This window comes from Amycolatopsis sp. NPDC114503, assembly GCF_055633655.1.
The window spans coordinates 92,643-111,786 of sequence record NZ_JBVKDT010000020.1; the positions used below are offsets into that span (position 1 = coordinate 92,643).

General features: G+C 70.6%; 13 protein-coding genes. 9 read left to right on the plus strand and 4 right to left on the minus strand.

The features are described 5' to 3' along the window. Window positions 1–176 precede the first annotated feature (176 nt). Window positions 177–353, plus strand: a complete 177-nt coding sequence (locus ACZ7OI_RS46130) for a hypothetical protein (RefSeq protein WP_470270443.1) — start codon at window positions 177–179, stop codon at window positions 351–353. Here the strand turns inward: ACZ7OI_RS46130 and ACZ7OI_RS46135 are convergent. Continuing rightward, window positions 326–2,599, minus strand: coding sequence for a transketolase-like TK C-terminal-containing protein (locus ACZ7OI_RS46135; RefSeq protein WP_470270467.1), 2,274 nt, complete (start codon window positions 2,597–2,599; stop codon window positions 326–328). The genes ACZ7OI_RS46130 and ACZ7OI_RS46135 overlap by 28 nt on opposite strands. 175 nt (window positions 2,600–2,774) lie before the next feature. Here ACZ7OI_RS46135 and ACZ7OI_RS46140 point away from each other — a divergent pair, with 175 nt between their 5' ends. After that, complete coding sequence (locus tag ACZ7OI_RS46140; RefSeq protein ID WP_470270444.1) at window positions 2,775–3,254, plus strand: Lrp/AsnC family transcriptional regulator; 480 nt, start codon at window positions 2,775–2,777, stop codon at window positions 3,252–3,254. Window positions 3,255–3,257: 3 nt separating this feature from the next. On the opposite strand, the gene ACZ7OI_RS46145 is transcribed toward ACZ7OI_RS46140, so the two are convergent. Continuing rightward, window positions 3,258–3,551 carry a DUF3040 domain-containing protein gene (locus ACZ7OI_RS46145; protein ID WP_470270445.1) on the minus strand — a complete coding sequence of 98 codons (294 nt, stop codon included), beginning with the start codon at window positions 3,549–3,551 and terminating at the stop codon, window positions 3,258–3,260. 152 nt (window positions 3,552–3,703) lie between these two features. Between ACZ7OI_RS46145 and ACZ7OI_RS46150 the strand changes: the two genes are divergently transcribed. From ACZ7OI_RS46150 to treZ, 5 genes are all read left to right on the plus strand, one after another. Beyond that, entirely contained in the window at window positions 3,704–4,558 is an 855-nt protein-coding gene (locus ACZ7OI_RS46150; RefSeq protein WP_470270446.1) for an LLM class F420-dependent oxidoreductase, read from the plus strand. Between the two features lie 265 nt (window positions 4,559–4,823). After that, entirely contained in the window at window positions 4,824–6,764 is a 1,941-nt protein-coding gene (gene malQ / locus ACZ7OI_RS46155) for a 4-alpha-glucanotransferase (protein ID WP_470270447.1), read from the plus strand. 54 nt (window positions 6,765–6,818) lie between these two features. After that, entirely contained in the window at window positions 6,819–8,945 is a 2,127-nt protein-coding gene (gene glgX / locus ACZ7OI_RS46160; RefSeq protein WP_470270448.1) for a glycogen debranching protein GlgX, read from the plus strand. Next, on the plus strand, window positions 8,942–11,236 hold the full coding sequence (treY, locus tag ACZ7OI_RS46165) for a malto-oligosyltrehalose synthase (protein ID WP_470270449.1): 2,295 nt from the start codon (window positions 8,942–8,944) through the stop codon (window positions 11,234–11,236). Before glgX (ACZ7OI_RS46160) ends, treY begins: the two co-directional genes overlap by 4 nt. Further along, on the plus strand, window positions 11,233–12,942 hold the full coding sequence (treZ, locus tag ACZ7OI_RS46170) for a malto-oligosyltrehalose trehalohydrolase (RefSeq protein WP_470270468.1): 1,710 nt from the start codon (window positions 11,233–11,235) through the stop codon (window positions 12,940–12,942). Before treY ends, treZ begins: the two co-directional genes overlap by 4 nt. Here the strand turns inward: treZ and ACZ7OI_RS46175 are convergent. Beyond that, window positions 12,932–13,474, minus strand: a complete 543-nt coding sequence (locus ACZ7OI_RS46175; RefSeq protein WP_470270450.1) for a hypothetical protein — start codon at window positions 13,472–13,474, stop codon at window positions 12,932–12,934. The genes treZ and ACZ7OI_RS46175 overlap by 11 nt on opposite strands. Beyond that, complete coding sequence (locus ACZ7OI_RS46180; RefSeq protein WP_470270451.1) at window positions 13,471–14,445, minus strand: helix-turn-helix transcriptional regulator; 975 nt, start codon at window positions 14,443–14,445, stop codon at window positions 13,471–13,473. The genes ACZ7OI_RS46175 and ACZ7OI_RS46180 overlap by 4 nt, the downstream gene beginning before the upstream one ends. A 201-nt stretch (window positions 14,446–14,646) precedes the next feature. Between ACZ7OI_RS46180 and glgX (ACZ7OI_RS46185) the strand changes: the two genes are divergently transcribed. Continuing rightward, window positions 14,647–16,791, plus strand: a complete 2,145-nt coding sequence (glgX, locus tag ACZ7OI_RS46185; RefSeq protein ID WP_470270452.1) for a glycogen debranching protein GlgX — start codon at window positions 14,647–14,649, stop codon at window positions 16,789–16,791. Between the two features lie 357 nt (window positions 16,792–17,148). Continuing rightward, window positions 17,149–19,128 (plus strand): alpha-1,4-glucan--maltose-1-phosphate maltosyltransferase, encoded by a 1,980-nt coding sequence (locus ACZ7OI_RS46190; protein ID WP_470270453.1) that lies wholly within the window; start codon window positions 17,149–17,151, stop codon window positions 19,126–19,128. Window positions 19,129–19,144: the final 16 nt, after the last annotated feature.

The following is a 19,144-nucleotide window of genomic DNA, read 5'->3' on the forward strand; positions in this document are numbered from 1 at the left end:
AGCGTCGCCACACCGAGGTCGGCCAGCGGCGCGTCACGGGTACATGCTCGCGACAGCCACGAGCCGCCCGTCGGCGAACGCGCCGTAGACCGCCCCAGCTCGACGGAAGCGTCGTCCAGATCCTGTTCCGAAGCGGCGGGCTCGAACGCGGCGAATGCTTCGGCGTCCGAGGCCCCGTGCAGCACAAAACCCGCCGCCGCCAGCCGCTGCCGCAACTCCGGTTCGTCGCGCGGCTGTCCGAGCGCTTCGGTCATCGCCGGAGTGAGCCGGACCACGACCCGGCCGTCGGCGACGGCAAGGACGGTCAGCCGTTCGTCCTCCTCGATCAGTCCGCGACGTCCAGCGCGGCCTGAATAATGCTGTCCGTGTCAATCCCGTGATGCCGGTACACGCTCTCCAGATCCCCGGACTGCCCGAACCGCGTCACGCCGAGATGCGCCGCCCGCACGCGGTGGACGTTCGCCAGGAACGCCAGCGTGTGCGGGTGCCCGTCGAGGACCGTCACCATCGGTGCCGAGCGTTCGGACGGCAGCGCCGACTCCAGAATCCACGTCTCAGCCGTGTCCTGGCCCGCCCGCGCCTGCACAGCACGGAACAGCAGGCCAGGACTCGTCACGCACACGACATCGGCGTGCTTGCCCAGCGCGTCGAGCCGGTCGGCGGCTTCCAGCGCCTCGGTAACCATTGCGCCCATCGTCACCAGCGTGACGTCCGGACGCGCCACGGCAGTAGTGCGGATCGGGTACGCCCCGGCCACGACCTGGCGGCGGCGACGTTCCCGCGCGGCCGGGTCAGCGGGCACCGCGGCGAGACTCTGGTCCACCGGACGGGTCGAGAGGCGCAGGTAGGCGGAAGTTCCGTCGGGGCGGCCGAGGCGCGACAGGGAGGCCAGCAGGGTCCACTCGACATCCAAGGCGAACGCGGGCTCGTACGTCACGCAGCCAGGCTGTTCCAGCCCGACCGACGGCGTGGTCACCGACTGGTGCGCACCGCCCTCGGGTGCAAGGGTGACGCCGGACGGCGTACCGACCAAAATGGACTGTCCGCCGCCGTAGATGCCGAACGACCACGGTTCCAGCGCGCGCTCCACGAAGGGGTCGTAAAGCACCCCGATCGGCAGCAGCGGACGGCCCCAGCGCGACCACGTCGTGCCGAGTTCCCCGAGCGCGCTCACCAGGTTCACCTCGGCGATGCCCAGCTCCAGATGCTGCCCGCTGGGCCGCTCGCGCCAGTGCAGGATGGTCTCCGGGTCGTCGGCGAACCAGTCGACGCGTTCCTGCGGCGACCACACGCCGACCTTGTTGACCCAGCCGCCGAGGTTGGTGCTGGACGAGACGTCCGGGCACAGCGTCACGACGAGTTCCGCCGCTTCGGGCGCTTCGCGGGTCAGGTCGAGCAGCGCGCGGCCGAGCGCGGCCTGCGTCGTCGTGCGGCCGGACGGCGTGCGGCCGATGTCGGACGGCAGGGCCGGAACCGGTTGCAGCTCAACGCTTTCCCGCTCCAGGCGAGTAGCGGTCGAAGCGCACAGCTGGGCGGCGGCGGAGCCTTCGGGGAACTTCTGCCACGGGTCGTCCAGCGAGATTCCGACGCGTTCGGCCAGCGAACCCAGCTGCTCGGCGGTCAGCAGTGACGAGTGGTTCTGCGGATGTCCCTCGCTCGCGAGGCCGAATCCCTTGACGGTGTAAGCGAAAACGACAGTCGGCCGGTGGTCGTCGATGGCGTCGAACGTGTCCAGCAGCGCGGACAGGTCGTGGCCGCCGAGGTTGCGGATGGCGGCATGCAGCGTGTCGTCGTCGAGTGTGTCCAGCAGCGGTGCCAGCTCCGGCGTCGTCAGGCGTTCGCGCAGCTGCGCCGGGGTGCAGCGGATGAGCCGCTGGTACTCCGGGTTCGACATCTCGTCGATCCGCGCACGCAACGCCGAGCCGCCCGGCCGCTCGAACAGTTCCTGCAGGAGGCGGCCGTACTTCACGGTCAGCACCTGCCAGCCGGCCGCCTCGAACATGCCCTGCAGCCGGGTCGCGCCGATGTTCGGCACCACGCGGTCGAGCGATTGCCGGTTCAGGTCGACGATCCAGACGACCTCGCCCAGTTCCGCCACGTTCGGGTCGAGGATCGCCTCCCAGCACGCGCCCTCGTCCAGCTCCGCGTCGCCGACCAGCGAGTACTGCCGTCCGGCGCCCGCGCCGCCGCCGTGCGACTCGACGTAACGCCGCGCCAGCGCGCCCCAGATCGGGGCGGTCGCGCCGATGCCGACCGAACCGGTGGAGTAGTCGACCTGGTCCGGGTCCTTCGAGCGCGACGGGTAGCTCTGCAGGCCGCCGAACTCGCGCAGCGTCGTCAGGTACTTCTCGTCGAGATCGCCGAGCAGGTAGTTGATCGCGTGCAGCACGGGGGAGGCGTGCGGCTTGACCGAAACCCGGTCCTGCGCGCGCAGCCGGGCGAACCACAGCGCGGTCATGATCGACACCATCGAGGCGCTGGACGCCTGGTGCCCGCCGACCTTGAGCCCGGTCGGATTCGGCCGGACGCGGTTCGCGTGGTCGATGATCGCGGTCGACAGCCACAGCACCCGGTCCTGCACCTCGCGCAGGACGGTCACCGTGTCGTTGTCCGGAAGGCGTTCGGGGGCGGCGCTGCTCACGACGGATCGGACCTTTCTTGGGCGGAAAGTTCAGGACAGTCCAGCAGAGCTGGGTAGGGTGCACAACAAGCGCGTTCGACATTGCGCAGAACGCCCAAGTCAGCACCTCGCGGTGCGGAGAGGATTGCGCAGCATGCCCAGCACTCAGCGGCTCGACGCCACCGACGCCCGGATCCTGCTCGCGCTCGGCCGCACCCCGCGGGCGACCGCCGTCGCGCTCGCCGACGAACTGGGCCTGTCCCGCAACACCGTGCAAAACCGGCTCGCCCGGCTCGAACAGGGCGACGCGCTGCGCTCGGCCGAACACCGGATCGACCCGGCCGCGCTCGGCTACCCGCTCACCGCGTTCGTGACGGTGCAAGCGCGGCAGCGGTTGCTGGACGAGGTCGGCCGCGCCCTCGCCGCGGTGCCGGAAGTGCTGCAGGTGCGCGGATTGACCGGGGCGCAGGACCTGCTGGTGCACGTGGTCGCGACGGACGCGGACGACCTGTACCGGATCGCCGGGGAAATCCTGGAAATCCCCGGCGTCGAGCGCACCAACAACGCGCTCGTCATGCGCGAGATGGTGCCCTACCGGCTCACCCCGCTGCTCGAACGCGCCGCGCAACGCTGAAAATCACGGCTGGTCGTCGGCCGTGCGCTCGCGGCCGCGCTGCAGCAGGGTCCGGTGCGCCCACACCAGCAGCGGCGCGGCGAGCAGGCCCCACAGGAACCAGCCGGTCTCTCCTCCCATCAGGCCGAACGCCAGCATCAGCGCGGCGGTGACCTCGGCCAGGACGAGGATCTTCCGCCACCGCCGGGACTGCGCCGGCAGCACGCCTTGGCTCAGCGTCGCGGCGAACACGGGGTCGCTCGCGGCGAGTTCCTCTTCGATCTTCCGCAGGGCGCTGCGGTCGCGATGGGGCAGCATGATCCCCTCCTCGGGAAGGACGGGCCGGGTCAAGCGCAACTACCAGTGGAATACCCGGCCCGCACCGCCGTCAAGCCCGGGTTTCACCAGGAATAATCGCCCGGCCCGGAAGCCCGTTGCAAACTGAAACACGTTCTAATAACGTGCCGGGGGTGAGATACGGGATCGTGTTGTTCACCAGCGACCGGGGCATCTCCCCGGCGGCGGCCGCCCAAGCCGCGGAAGAGGCCGGATTCGCGACGTTCTACGTGCCCGAGCACACCCACATCCCGATCCGGCGCGACGCCCCGCATCCCCGGACCGGCGACTCCTCGCTGCCGGACGACCGCTATCTGCGCACGCTCGACCCGTGGGTCGCGCTGGCCAGCGCGGTGCCGGTGACCTCGACGATCCGGCTGGCGACCGCGGTGGCGCTGCCGGTGGAGAGCGATCCGATCACGCTCGCCAAGACCGTCGCGACGCTGGACCACCTGTCCGGCGGCCGGGTCACGCTCGGCGTCGGGTTCGGCTGGAACACCGACGAACTCGCCGACCACGGGGTGCCCGGGAAACGGCGGCGCACCGCGCTGCGCGAGTACCTCGAGGCGATGCGCGCGCTGTGGACACAGGAAGAGGCGAGCTACTCGGGCGAGTTCGTGGAGTTCGGGCCGAGCTGGGCATGGCCGAAACCGGTGCAGCCCAAGGTGCCGGTGGTCGTCGGCGCGGGCGGGACGGAGCGGACGTTCCGCTGGATCGCGCGTCACAGCGACGGCTGGCTGACCACGCCCGGCGAAGGCGACATCACCGCGAAAGTCGCGCAGTTGCGCGAAATCTGGCGCGAGGAGGGCCGCGACGGCGAGCCGGAAGTGATCACGCTCGGCCCGCGCCCGGATCCGGAGGGGCTGGCCAAGCTCGAGGACGCGGGCGTCACCGAGGTCGTGTTCGGGCTCCCGGACCGCTCGGCGGGCGAGGTCGAGGCGTGGCTGGACCGGCTCGCCGGGAAGCTCGGGCAGCCGGCCGGAGCCTGACCGGCGTCCACTTCGGACGGCGCTACCTCCGTTGGTATGGACCTGCGCGGTGAAAATGCGAATAGCACCTGAACGGGTGAACTCGGCCGCCGCGCGTCATTCCTGGAGCGGCCTTCCCTCTTGTTTCGTGTGGCGGTGACCGGCCGGCACGCCCCCCGACCGGCCGGTCATCGCTTCGCCCGTCTGCGGCGGCGAGGCGAATGGCGCCGCGCGGCACCGCCCGGGACACTGGCCCGGTGCGCATTCCCCTTCCCCGGACCGAAACGTGACCCCCGAACTGGCCGAACTGGCCGCCGCCCGCGGCGTCGCGACCCGCTACGAAAACGCCGACCAGATCGAAGTACAGGTCGACCCTGACATCGTGATCGCCGTATTGGCGCAGCTCGACGTCGATGCCGGTACTCCACAGGCAATTCAGCGAGAATTGGCCGCGGTGCGGGAAGCCCGTGCCTCGCACGCGTTGCCGCCGACTGTCGTCGTGCGCGCCGGGCAAGAACGCGAACTCGGCCGAGCCGGCACGGTCGAACTCGAAGACGGCACTGCGCGTGACGTCGGCACCACACTTCCGGCTGACCTTCCGCTGGGCTGGCACGCGATCGTGACCGCAGAGCAACGGGTTTCGCTGGCCGTCGTCCCGGCGAGGCTGCCCGAGGCGCCGCCCGCGTGGGGCTGGATGCTGCAGCTCTACGCGCTGCATTCCGAGCAGTCGTGGGGGATGGGCGATTTCGGCGATCTCGCCGCGATGGCGTCCCGGTCGGCCGCCGAACTGGGCGCGGGCGTGCTGCTCGTGAACCCGGTGCAGGCGATCAGTCCGGTGCATCCGGTGGAGCGTTCGCCGTATTCGCCGTCCAGCCGCCGGTTCGCGAACCCGCTGTACCTGCGGGTAACCGACACCGAAGCGTTCGCCCGCGCCGGCGAAGACACCCAGCGGCAGGTGCTCGCGCTCGCGCCGGATCCGATCGGCGAGCTGATCGACTACGACGCTGTGTGGACCGCCAAACGCGCCGCGCTGGAACTGCTGCGCCCGCACCACCCGCATCCGATCGAATGGGACGACGACCTTCGCGATTTCGCCGCCTTCGGCGCGCTCGCCGAGGTGCACGGCAGCGACTGGCGCGAGTGGCCCGAGCCGTTGCGCGATCCCGGCAGCGCCGAGGTGGCCGCCGCGCGCGAGGAGCTGGCCGAGCGGATCGAGTTCCACGGCTGGCTCCAGCAGCTCTGTCACGAGCAGCTCGACAACGTCCGCCGCGCCGCGCGCGATGCGGGCATGCCGGTCGGCGTCGTGCACGACCTGCCGGTCGGGGTGCATCCCGGCGGGGCGGACACCTGGGCGCTGCGGAACGTGTTCGCCGCGCAGGTGCGGGTCGGGGCGCCGCCGGACGCGTTCAACCAGCAGGGCCAGGACTGGAATCTGCCGCCGTGGCGGCCGGATCGGCTCGCCGAAGCCGGGTACGCGCCGTTCCGCGACGTCGTGCGCGGCGTGTTGCGGCACGCCGACGGCATCCGGGTGGACCACGTCGCCGGAATGTGGCGGCTGTGGTGGATCCCGCCGGGCGAACCGGCTGGTCGCGGCACGTACGTGCATTACGACGCCGAGGCGATGCTCGGCGTGCTCGCGCTGGAAGCGCATCGCGCGGGCGCGGTCGTGGTGGGGGAGGACCTCGGCACCGTCGAGGACACCGTCACCGAAACCATGCACGAACGCGGCCTGCTCAGCTCCGCGGTGCTGTGGTTCCAGCGCGACTGGGACGCGCCCGGCAAGCCGTTCGTCCGTCCGCAGAGCTGGGATCCGGACGCGATGGCCAGCATTTCGACGCACGACCTGCCGACCGTGTCCGGCTGGCTCGACGCCGAGCACGTGCGGGTCCGCGCCGAGCTGGGCCAGCTCGACCGCCCGGTGGAACAGGAGTACGCGGAAGCCGCGGCCGAGCGGACGGCGTTGCTCGAACTGGTTGCCAGCGAAGGAATTCCGGACGACGACTTGGTGGTCGCCTTGCACACGCTGCTCGCTTCGGCGGCGTCGCGACTCGTGCTTACCGCACCGGCGGACGTGGTCGGCGAACGGCGCCAGCCGAATTTGCCGGGCACAGTGGATGAGTACCCTAACTGGCGCATCCCGCTTCCCGTCACCGTCGACGGGTTCTTCGCAGACCCGCGGGTGCGGGCGGCGGTCGCCCCGCTCGCCGCGGCCCGCCCGGTGCGCTGAAACACTCGAAAAGCCCGTCCGGACAACGAAAACCGATGCCCAAGGAGAAGCCCTGTGCGGCCCTGGCCCGGAAAGCCCTACCCGCTCGGCGCGACCTACGACGGCGTGGGGACGAACTTCGCGCTGTTCTCCGAGGTCGCCGAGCACGTCGATCTCTGCCTGTTCGACGACGAGGGCAACGAAACCCGCTCGCGGCTGGAGGAGGTCGACGGCTTCGTCCACCACGGCTACCTGCTCGGCGTCGGCCCCGGGCAGCGGTACGGATTCCGCGTGCACGGACCGCACGACCCCAGCCGAGGCCAGCGCTGCAACCCGAGCAAGCTGCTGATCGACCCGTACGCCAAGGCGTTGTCCCGCGGCGTCGACTGGTCTGAGGCGCTGTTCAGCTATCGCTTCGAAGAACCGGAACAGCTCAACGAAGACGACTCCGCCGGCCACGTGCCGTACTCGCTGGTGGTCAGCCCGTTCTTCGACTGGGCCAACGATCGCGCGCCGCGGGTGCCCTACCACGAAACGGTGATCTACGAGACGCACGTGCGCGGCATGACGATGACGCATCCGTTCGTGCCGGAGCGGCTGCGCGGCACGTACGCCGGGCTCGCGCACCCGGCGATCGTGGAGCACCTGCAGAAACTCGGCGTGACCACGGTGGAGCTGATGCCGGTGCACCAGTTCGTCACCGACCACGGCCTCGACGAGAAGGGCCTGCGCAACTACTGGGGCTACAACACGATCGGGTACTTCGCGCCGCACGACGGCTACGCCGCGATGCAGGGCCAGGGCGGGCAGGTGCAGGAGTTCAAGGGCATGGTCCGCGCCCTGCACGAGGCGGGCATCGAGGTGATCCTCGACGTCGTCTACAACCACACCGCCGAGGGCAACCACCTCGGCCCGACGTTGTCCATGCGCGGCATCGACAACGAGGCGTACTACCGCCTGGTCGAGGACGATCCGCAGTACTACATGGACTACACCGGCACCGGGAACTCGCTCAACGTGCGCAGTCCGCACACGCTGCAGCTGATCATGGATTCGCTGCGGTACTGGGTGACCGAGATGCACGTGGACGGCTTCCGGTTCGACCTCGCTTCCGCGCTGGCCCGCGAGTTCTACGACGTCGACCGGCTGTCGACGTTCTTCGACCTCGTTCAGCAGGACCCGATCGTCAGCCAGGTGAAGCTGATCGCCGAACCGTGGGACGTCGGGCCGGGCGGCTACCAGGTCGGCAACTTCCCGCCGCTGTGGACCGAATGGAACGGGCAGTACCGCGACACCGTCCGCGATTTCTGGCGCGGCGAACCGTCCACCCTGGGCGAGTTCGCGTCGCGCATCACCGGTTCGTCGGACCTGTACCAGGACGACGGCCGCCGTCCGTTCGCGTCGATCAACTTCGTCACCGCGCACGACGGCTTCACGCTCACCGATCTGGTGTCCTACAACGAAAAGCACAACGAGGCCAACGGCGAGGACAACCGCGACGGCGCGGACGACAACCGGTCGTGGAACTGCGGCGTCGAGGGCCCGACCGACGACGAGGAGGTGCTCGCGCTGCGCGCCCAGCAGCGGCGGAACCTGCTCGCCACCCTGCTGTTGTCGCAGGGCGTGCCGATGCTGCTGCACGGCGACGAACTCGGCCGCACCCAGCAGGGCAACAACAACGCCTACTGCCAGGACACCGAGCTGTCCTGGATGGACTGGGAACTCGCGACGGAGAACGCCGGTCTGGTCGAGTTCACCGCCGCGCTCACCGCGTTCCGCAAGGCGCATCCGGTGTTCCGCCGCCGCCGGTTCTTCCAGGGCAAGCCGGTGCGCAAGGGCGAAGAACTCGGCGACATCGCCTGGTTCACTCCCGCGGGCGAGGAGATGACCGAGCAGAACTGGGACGACGCGTTCGGCAAATCGGTGGTGATTTTCCTGAACGGGGAAGGGATTCCGGACCTCGACCCGCGCGGGATGCCGGTCGAGGACGATTCGTTCCTGCTCGCGTTCAACGCGCACTGGGAGGACATCGCGATGACCTTGCCGGGCAACGGCTACGGTCGCGAATGGACAGTCGTGGTCGACACCGAGACCGGCAGCGTGGGGAAAACCGACGTCGAGCCGGTCGAGGGCGGCGGCAAGTTCACGCTCGCCGCTCGCTCGCTGGTGGTATTGCAGCGCACCGCGAAGGAGGGCGAATGAGCACGCCGTCTTCGACGTACCGGGTGCAGTTGCGGCCGGAGTTCGGCTTCGCCGAGGCCTCGGGAATCGTGGACTACTTGCATGAGCTGGGCATCGGCGCGTTGTACGGCTCGCCGATGCTCGACGCGACGCCCGGGTCCACGCACGGCTACGACGTCACCGATCCGACGCGCGCCCGGGGCGAACTGGGCGGCGAAGAAGCGCGAAAGGCGTTGTCGGCGCGGCTGAAGGACGCCGGGCTCGGGTTCGTGGTGGACATCGTGCCGAACCACATGTCCGTCGAGGTGCCGAAGGCGAACCAGTGGTGGTGGGACGTCCTCCGGAACGGCCAGGATTCGCCGTACGCACCGTTTTTCGACATCGACTGGAGCCGCGGCCGCCTGCTGCTGCCGGTGCTCGGGGACGACAGTGCCGTAGCCGAGCTGACCGTCGAGGACAGTGTCGACGGCGCCGAGCTCGTCTACTACGACCACCGGTTCCCGATCGCGCCCGGCACCGGCGACGGCACGCCGTCCGACGTGCACGCGCGCCAGCATTACGAGCTGGTCGGCTGGCGGCGCGGCAACCGCGAGCTGAACTACCGGCGGTTCTTCGACATCACGAACCTGGCCGCGGTCACCGTGGAACGGCCGGAGGCGTTCGCCGAGACGCACGGCGAGGTGCTGCGCTGGGTGTCCGACGGCGACGTCACCGGCCTGCGCGTGGACCATCCGGACGGGCTCGCCGACCCCGGCGGCTACTTCCGGCGCCTGCGCGAGGGCGCGCCCGGTGCGTGGCTGGTGGCGGAGAAGATCCTGCACCCGGGCGAGGCACTGCCGCAGAGCTGGCCGGTCGACGGGACCACCGGGTACGACGCGCTGCGCGAGATCACCGGCGTGTTCGTGGATCCGGCCGCCGCCTCGGTGTTCACCCGGCTCGCCGCCGAACAGGGCGTGCGCACCGACTATCACGCGGTCGAGGAACGCGCGCGGCGTTTGGTGACTGACAACATTCTGGTCGCCGAGGTGCACCGGATCGCCGCGCTGCTCCAGGGCGTGGATGCCGACGCGGCCCGCGCCGCCGTCGCCGAGGTGATGATCGCGTTCCCGGTCTACCGTTCGTATCTCCCCGAGGGTTCCGGGCACTGGGCGACCGCCGTCGCGCGGGCGCGCAAGCGGCGGCCCGAACTGACCCCGGCCCTCGACGCGCTCGACAGCCAGGTGCGCGGCGCGCCGGACGGCGAGCTGGCGACGCGGATCCAGCAGACGTCCGGCATGGTCGTCGCGAAGGGCACCGAGGACACCACGTTCTACCGGTTCACCCGGTTCGCCGCGCTGAACGAGGTCGGCGGAAACCCGGACCGATTCGGTTTGAGCACCGGGGAATTCCACACGCTGGCCGCGGGCCGGGCGGCTGCGGCCCCGGCCACGATGACCACGCTGACCACTCACGACACGAAGCGCTCCGAGGACACCCGGGCGCGGATGGCCGCGCTGTCGGAGGTCGCGGACGAGTTCGCGGTCGCGGTCCGGCGCTGGACCGCCGCGCGCGGGATCGACGAGCCCGCGCTGAATCTCCTCGCGTGGCAGACGCTGGTGGGCGCGTGTCCGATCTCGCCGGAACGGCTGCGCGACTACCTCGACAAGGCCGCGAAGGAAGCGAAGCTCCGCACTTCCTGGACGGACCACGACGAGGAGTTCGAGCGAGCCGTCGCCGAGTGGCCGTCCGCCGTGCTGGGCGACGCCGCTTTGGCGGAGGATGTCGAGTCGTTCGTCAAGCGCGTGCGCGGCGCGGGCTGGGCGAACTCGCTGGGGCAGAAACTGGTGCAGCTGGCCGGGCCCGGCGTGCCGGACGTCTACCAAGGCACCGAGCTGTGGGACTACTCGCTGGTCGACCCGGACAACCGCCGCGAGGTCGACTACGCGGTGCGACGCGACCTGCTCGAACGCATCCAGGCTGGCGAACAGCCGGAGATCGACGAGACCGGCGCGGCGAAGCTCTTGGTGGTGCACCACGCGCTGACCCTGCGCCGGGACCGGCCGGAGCTCTTCACCGGATATCGGCCGTTGCACGCTGAAGGCGTTGCCGCAGAACACCTTCTGGCCTTCGAACGCGGCACCGACCTAACCGTGGCAGTCACCCGGCTGCCGCTGGGACTGGAGCGCGCGGGCGGCTGGCGCGACACCGTCCTGCCGCTGCGCGCTGGCGAATGGACCGACGTGCTGACTGGTCGTGGGGTGGGCGACGCACCGCAGGCGTCCGCGTTGTTCGATCACTACCCGGTCGCGCTTCTGGTGCGGGAGGATTCCTGATGTTCCGCGTATGGGCTCCCTCGGCCGAACGCGTCCGCGTCCGCGTCGACGGCGCCGACCATGAGATGACCGCCGCCGCCGACGGCTGGTGGCAGTCCGACGTCACCGGCACCGACTACGCCTTCCTGCTCGGCGGCGACGACCGCCCGCTGCCGGACCCGCGCTCGCTGCGCCAGCCGAACGGCGTGCACGAAGCGTCGCGCGTCTACGACCATTCGGCGTTCAAGTGGACCGACCAGTCGTGGACCGGACGGCAGCTGCCCGGCGGCGTGGTTTACGAACTGCACGTCGGCACCTTCACCGAGGCAGGCACGTTCGACGCGGCCATCGACCGGCTCGGGCACCTGGTCGACCTCGGTGTCACGCACGTCGAACTGCTGCCGGTGAACTCCTTCGACGGCACCGCCGGCTGGGGCTACGACGGCGTGCTGTGGGGCGCGGCGCACGAACCGTACGGCGGTCCCGACGGGTTGAAACGCCTGGTCGACGCCTGTCACGCGCGCGGGCTCGCGGTCGTGCTCGACGTCGTCTACAACCACCTCGGCCCGTCCGGCGCCTATCTCGACCGGTTCGGCCCGTACTTCGCCGGCCGCACCGACTGGGGCGCGGGCCTGAACCTCGACGGCCCCGGTTCCGACGAAGTCCGCCGCTATGTCCTCGACAACGCCCTGGGCTGGCTGCGCGACTTCCACCTCGACGGCCTGCGCCTGGACGCCGTGCACGCGCTCGTGGACAAACGCGCCGTGCACCTGCTGGAAGAACTCGCCACCGAGGTCGAGGCGTTGTCGGCAGCCTTGAACCGGCCGCTGACCTTGATCGCCGAGTCCGACCAGAACGACCCGAAGCTCGTCACCGCCCGGGACGCCGGCGGCTACGGCCTGCACGCGCAGTGGTCCGACGACCTGCACCACGCGCTGCACGTCCGGCTCACCGGCGAAACCACCGGCTACTACACCGATTTCGCCGAGCCCGGCGCGCTGGCCAAGACCCTGCGGGAGGCATTCTTCCACGCCGGCACCTGGTCGTCGTTCCGCTCCCGCACGCACGGTCGCCCGCTCGACCGGCGCGTCGCCCCCGGCCACCGGTTCCTCGCCTACCTGCAGGACCACGACCAGATCGGCAACCGCGCGACCGGGGACCGGCTGTCCGCGACCGTCTCGCCCGGCCTGCTGGCCTGCGGCGCCGCGGTGGTGTTCTGCTCGCCGTTCACGCCGATGCTGTTCATGGGCGAGGAGTGGGCCGCGGAGACGCCGTGGCAGTTCTTCGCGTCGTTCCCGGACCCGGAACTGGCCGAAGCCGTCCGCACCGGCAGGCGCCGCGAGTTCGCCCGGCACGGCTGGGGCGAAACGGACGTCCCGGACCCGATGGACCCGGCCACGGTCGCCCGCTCGCGGCTCGACTGGTCGGAACCGGGCAAACCGGGCCACCGGGAGATCCTCGGCCTGTACCGGACGCTGATCCGCCTGCGCCGCTCGCGTCCGGAGCTGACGGATCCTCGGCTGGACCGGGTGGTCGTGGAGACCGCGCCGGACGATGCGTGGCTGATCCTGCACCGCGGCGGACTGCGGCTGGCGTGCAACTTCGCGGCGAAGCCGGTCGAACTTCCGGTGGCGGGGGAGGTGCTGGCTTCGTGGGGCAATCCCGAGGTCGGCGGAGAGGCGACGGTGTTGCCCGCGGAGTCGTTCGTCTTGGTCGCTACTCGCTGACCTCCGGGGTCGTGGGCCGCGCCTGAGCCCAGTGCTTCTCGAACTCGGCCGCGCTGATCTCCCAGTCCGCGGTCTCCGGGGCGAAGAGGTCCGCGAAGGGCGGGTTGAGCGGCCAGTCGTCCGGGCCGCTGCGCAGCGCGGTCCCGAGGCGGGGCACCTCGACCTGCCGGGTCCGGCGTCCGTCCGGCCCGACCTCGACCAGCCAGTCGGTGTTCTCCTCCTCGTCGCGACGGCGCAGGTGCACGACCTCCCGGTCCTCGAGCGCGCCGAACCCGGCGCGCCCGCGCTGCCCGTCGCGCTCGGCGCGCAAGCTGTCGAGCCCGGCGGGCAGTTCGGCGTCGTCGACGTCGACCACCGGCAGCCCGCCGTTCCGGTACCGGGCCACGACCTCCGGATCGGCGACCACCTCGGTCCAGGCGAACGTCTCGCGGATTTCCCGTTCGGACCGCGCCGAGATCCACCACCAGAGACCGCCCATGCCGTAGTCGTGCAGCACGAGGAAGGAGCGCTTGGGCGCGGCGTCGCCGGTCATGAGGACGGAGCGTAGCGCCGCAGCATCGTCGTGAGCGCCTCGGCCAGCCGGTCGCGAAGCTGTTGCGGCGCAACCACTTCGGCGAGAGGGCCAAGCCGCAGGAGATCGTGGACGGCTTGGTCGTGGTGCTCGATCGGAACGACCGCTCGCGTCCACCCGTCTGTCTCGACGACCCCGCTCTCCGAAGCAGCACGCGCGATGGCGGGCTCGGCGAGCTGAGGCAAGAGTCGCATTCCCTCCGGCGACAGCCGCAGCACCGCCTCGCCATGGTGCCGCCGGGAGTCGAAGCTGTCCAGGTACTCCGACCAGTAGCGGCCCAGATCGAAGTCCTCAGCCCGGTCGAAGGGCTCGTCCAGCATCGCTGCCGCGACGATCCGTGCCACCCGGTAAGTCCGGAACTCTCCGGAACGCGCGACCAGATACCAATGACCGGCCTTGAGCACCACGCCGTGCGGCTCGACCGTTCGGGTCAGTTCATGGGGCGCGGCCCACCGCTGGTACCGGATCCGGACGCGGCGTCGCTGCCACACCGCGTCCGAGACCGTCGGTAGCTCCGGCGTGGCTTCCGTGCCGTGATACCAGGACGCCGCGTCCAGATGGAACCGCTCGCGGACCCGGTCGGCATGGGATCGCAACTCGGCGGGGAGCGCGGCCAGCAGCTTGCGCTCGGTGTTCGCGACGACCGGCCCGAGGCCGAGCCCGGAAGCTGCGGCGGGCAGCCCGGTGAGGAAGAGCGCCTCGGCCTCCTGCCTGGTCAGGCCTGTCAGCTGAGTGCGGTACCCGTCGACCAAGCGGTACCCGCCGTCGTGGCCGGATTCGCCGTACACCGGGATCCCGGCCGCGCTCAGCGCCTCGATGTCGCGGTAGATCGTGCGAGGGGAGACCTCCAGCCGGGAGGCGAGGTCGTCCGCGGTCCTCGGCTGCCGGGCCTGCAGCAGCAACAGGATCGAAACGAGGCGGCTCGCGCGCATGTGCCCAGCATGCCGCGAACCACTGACAAAAACTGTCAGCGGACCTGGCAGTTAGGGGCTCCAGCAGGCCAATCCCCTGCGGGGCACGCCCGGCCCGACCTCGGCTTGCCGCGCCGTCTCCCCAGGTCACCACCCCTGCCCCGGGCAAGTTCAGCCAAGCGCCGGAGCCCGCCGCCGCCCGGGGTTTGAAAGGATCGGCGCATGGCACAGCGACCCGCAACCGACAACCAGGTCCTCGCCGGACGTCCGTTTCCGCTCGGCGCCCACCCGGAGGCGGGCGGCGTCCGGTTCGCGGTGACGTCCGCCGTCGCCGACGCGGTGGAGGTGTGCCTCATCGGCGACGACGGCTCCGAGCGGCGGATCGAGCTGACCGAACGCACGTTCGGCGTGTGGCACGGCCTCGTCCCGGGGGTCACGGTCGGCCAGCGCTACGGCTACCGCGTGCACGGACCGTACGACCCGGCGCGCGGCTACCGCTGCAACCCGGCCAAGCTCCTCGTCGACCCGTACGCGCGGCGGATCGACGGGCGGCTCGCCAGCCTGCACGCCGCGCAGGGCTTCACCGGCGACCCCGAACGCGGTCCGATGTCCACTGTGGACTCATTGGGCGTCGTGCCGCTGTCGGTCGTCGCCTCGCCGGGCGGGCAGGACACCGGGGTCAAGCCGGAAGTTCCGTTCGAGGAGTCGGTGATCTGCGAACTCCACGTGAAGGGGTTCACCCAGCAGCATCCGTTCATCCCGGAGGCGCTGCGCGGCACGTATCTCGGCCTCGCGCACCCGGTGGCGATCGAGCATCTGACGCGGCTCGGCGTGACGACGGTCGAACTGCTGCCGGTGCACGCGTTCGCCGACGAGCCGTCGCTGATCCGCGCGGGACGGCACAACTACTGGGGCTACTCGCCGCTGGGCTACTTCGCGCCGCACGCCGGGTACGCGAGCGAGCCAGGCCGCGAGGTCGAGGAATTCCGCACGATGGTGGCGGCCCTGCACGCGGCCGGCATCGAGGTGATTCTCGACGTCGTCTTCAACCACACCTGCGAAGGCGGCCCGGACGGCCCGACGCTCTCGCTGCGCGGCCTCGACGCCCCGGCGTACTACCTGCACACCCGCCGCGGGCACATGGCTGACCTGACCGGCTGCGGCAACACCCTCGACGCCGGTTCGCCGACGGTCGTCCGCCTGGTCACCGATTCGCTGCGGTACTGGACGCAGGAGATGGGCGTCGACGGGTTCCGCTTCGACCTGGCGAGCACGCTCGGCCGCCCGCGCGGCGAGATGTTCGACCGCGAATCCATGATGCTCACCGCGATCACCACCGATCCGGTGCTGTCGCGCTGCAAGCTGATCGCCGAACCGTGGGACGCGACCGGCGAGGGCTACCGCGTCGGCGACTTCGGCGCGCAGTGGGCCGAGTGGAACGGCCGCTACCGGGACACCGTCCGCGATTTCTGGCGCGGCGCGACCGGCGTCCGCGACCTCGCGTACCGGCTGTCCGGCTCGTCCGATCTGTACGACCACAACCTGCGCCGGCCGTGGCAGTCGATCAACTTCGTGACCGCGCACGACGGCTTCACCCTGCGGGATCTGGTGTCCTACAACGAAAAGCACAACGAGGCCAACGGCGAGGACAACCGCGACGGCACGAACGACAACCGGTCGTGGAACCACGGCGCGGAGGGCGAGACCGACGACGCGGCGATCGTCGCGCTGCGCACCCGCCAGGCGCGCAACCTGTTCGCGACGCTGCTGCTGTCCACCGGGACCCCGATGTTCACCGCGGGCGACGAGATGTGGCGGACCCAGCAGGGCAACAACAACGCCTACTGCCTCGACGACGAAACGTCGTGGGTCGACTGGACCCCGACCGAGGCGACCGAGCCGATGCTCGACTTCGCCCGCCGCGTGATCCGGCTGCGCGCGCACAGCCCGGCGCTGCGGCAGCCGGAGTTCTTCGAGGGCCGCACCACGGTCACCGGCAAGCCCGACCTCGTCTGGTTCCGGCCCGACGGCGAGGAGTTCGACGAGATCGACTGGTTCGACGAGGACCGCCGCACGCTCTGCATGTGGGTCGACGGGTCGAACAGCCAGGCGCGCAACCGCGAGGGCGCGCTCGTCACCGACCACTCGTGGCTGCTGGTGCTGCACGCGGGCGCGGAACCGGCCGAGATCGTGCTGCCCGGCCCGGAGTACGGCGAGACCTTCAAGCCCACCTTGGACACCAGCACCGCCGACGGCACCCCGGCCAACCCCGGCGTGCTGGAGCCGAAGGCGCGGATCACGGTCGAGGCGCGGTCGCTGCTGTTGCTGCGCGCGCCGCGGGACACGGTGGAGATTCCGCAGCTGTAGGAAGCCGGAGTTCGCGACCCAGCACCGCACCCTGCCCGTCCGTCTGTGAGGGGCACCCTGAGGGAATCAGAGTCCCTCAGGGTTCCCCTCACGGACCAGCACCGCGAAACGATACTCGCGGGTAATCACCGGAACGTGCCGCCGATTGTTAACGCAATTCGGCGCTCGTGTTGCGGGCGGGAGACGGGAATGCGTCCGGGAGTTCCGCCGAATGGGCGCGTTTCGCCCGACCGGGTGGCGGGAAAATCAGAAAAAGGCCCCGCTGTCAACGGCTTTGGAGGAATCAGGCACACTGACCGTGCTCGCGCAAGCGCACTCCGACCCACCTCCCACCCACCGTGAAAAAGGGGCATTGCCATGACCGGCAGGCTCGGGATCGACGACGTCGCACCCATTGTCAGCTGCGGCCGATATCCGGCCAAAGCCGTTGCAGGCGAACATTTCCCCGTCACCGCCACGGTCTGGCGGGAGGGCCACGACGCGGTCGCCGCGACGGTCGCCTGGCGCGGTCCGGGCGACCGCGCCGCGCGCCAGACGCGGATGGCCGAGCAGGGCCGGGGGCTCGACCGGTTCGGCGCGGTGATCGTGCCCGACGCCGAGGGCATGTGGACCTATCGCGTGGACGCGTGGAGCGATCCGTGGGCCACCTGGGAGCACGCGGTGGAGGTGAAGATCGCCGCGGGGCAAGGGCCCGGCGAGCTGGCCAACGACCTGGAGAGCGGGGCGCTGCTGCTCGACCGGGTGTCGCGCCGCCCGGAGCGCCGGGCCGAGCGCCCGCTGCTCGCCGGGGCCGCGGCCGCGCTGCGCGACGAGGAACGCGATCTCGCCGAGCGCGTCGGACCGGCGCTGTCGCCCGAGGTCCGCCAGCTCATGCACGATTTCCCGGTGCGCGAGCTGATCACCAAGGGCCGCTCGCTGAAGCTGTGGGTCGACCGCAAACGCGCCGCTTTCGGTTCCTGGTACGAATTCTTCCCCCGTTCCACCGGCGGCGTCGACGCGCAGGGCCGCGCCGTGCACGGCACCTTCGCCACCGCGCAGCTCGAGCTGGACCGCGTCGCGGGCATGGGTTTCGACGTCGTCTACCTGCCGCCGGTGCACCCCATCGGGCGGGTGAACCGCAAGGGCCCCAACAACACTCTCGACGCGACGCCGGACGACGTCGGCTCGCCGTGGGCGATCGGAGCCGACGAGGGCGGGCACGACGCGATCCATCCGGCGCTGGGCACGATCGAGGATTTCGACGCCTTCACCGCGCGCGCTGAGGAACTCGGCCTCGAGGTCGCGCTCGACCTCGCGCTGCAGGCCGCGCCCGATCACCCGTGGGTGGTCAAGTACCCGGAGTTCTTCACCACCCGCCCGGACGGCACCATCGCCTACGCGGAGAACCCGCCGAAGAAGTACCAGGACATCTACCCGGTCAACTTCGACAACGACCCGCGCGGCATCTACGACGAGGTGCTGCGCGTCGTGCTGCACTGGGTGTCGCACGGGGTGCGGATCTTCCGGGTCGACAACCCGCACACCAAGCCGCCGGACTTCTGGGCGTGGCTGATCCAGTCGGTGAAGGACGCGCATCCGGACGTGCTGTTCCTCGCCGAGGCGTTCACCCGCCCGGCCCGGCTGTGGGGGCTGGCGAAGCTCGGCTTCACCCAGAGCTACACGTATTTCACCTGGCGCACCACGAAAGAAGAGCTGACCGAGTTCGGCACGGACCTCGTCGAGCACTGGGACCACGGGCGGCCGAACCTGTTCGTCAACACTCCGGACATCCTGCACGAATCGCTGCAGCACGGCGGTCCCGGCATGTTCGCGCTGCGCGCCGCGCTCGCCGCGACGATGTCGCCGACCTGGGGCGTGTACTCCGGCTACGAGCTGTTCGAATCCGAGGCGGTGCGGCCGGGCAGCGAGGAGTACCTCGACTCGGAGAAGTACCAGCTGCGCCCGCGCGATTTCGCCCGCGCGCTCGCCGAAGGCCGTTCGCTGGAACCGTGGCTGACCCGGCTCAACGCCATCCGCCGCGCGCACCCGGCCCTGCAGGGCATGCGGTCGCTGCGCTTCCACCACGTCGACAGCGAAGCGCTGCTGGCCTACTCCAAACAGGACCCGGCGACCGGCGACACGGTCGTCACGGTGGTGAACCTCGACCCGCACGGCGCGCACGAGGGCACGCTCTGGCTGGACCTTCCCTCGCTCGGCTTCGACTGGTCCGAACGGCTGATCGCGCACGACGAGGTCACCGGCGAGACGTGGGACTGGGGCCAGGCGAACTTCGTCCGGCTCGAACCGTGGCGGGCGGTCGCGCACGTGGTGGCGCTGCGCCGCAGGCTCGCGGCCTGAACCCGGCGCCAGGACT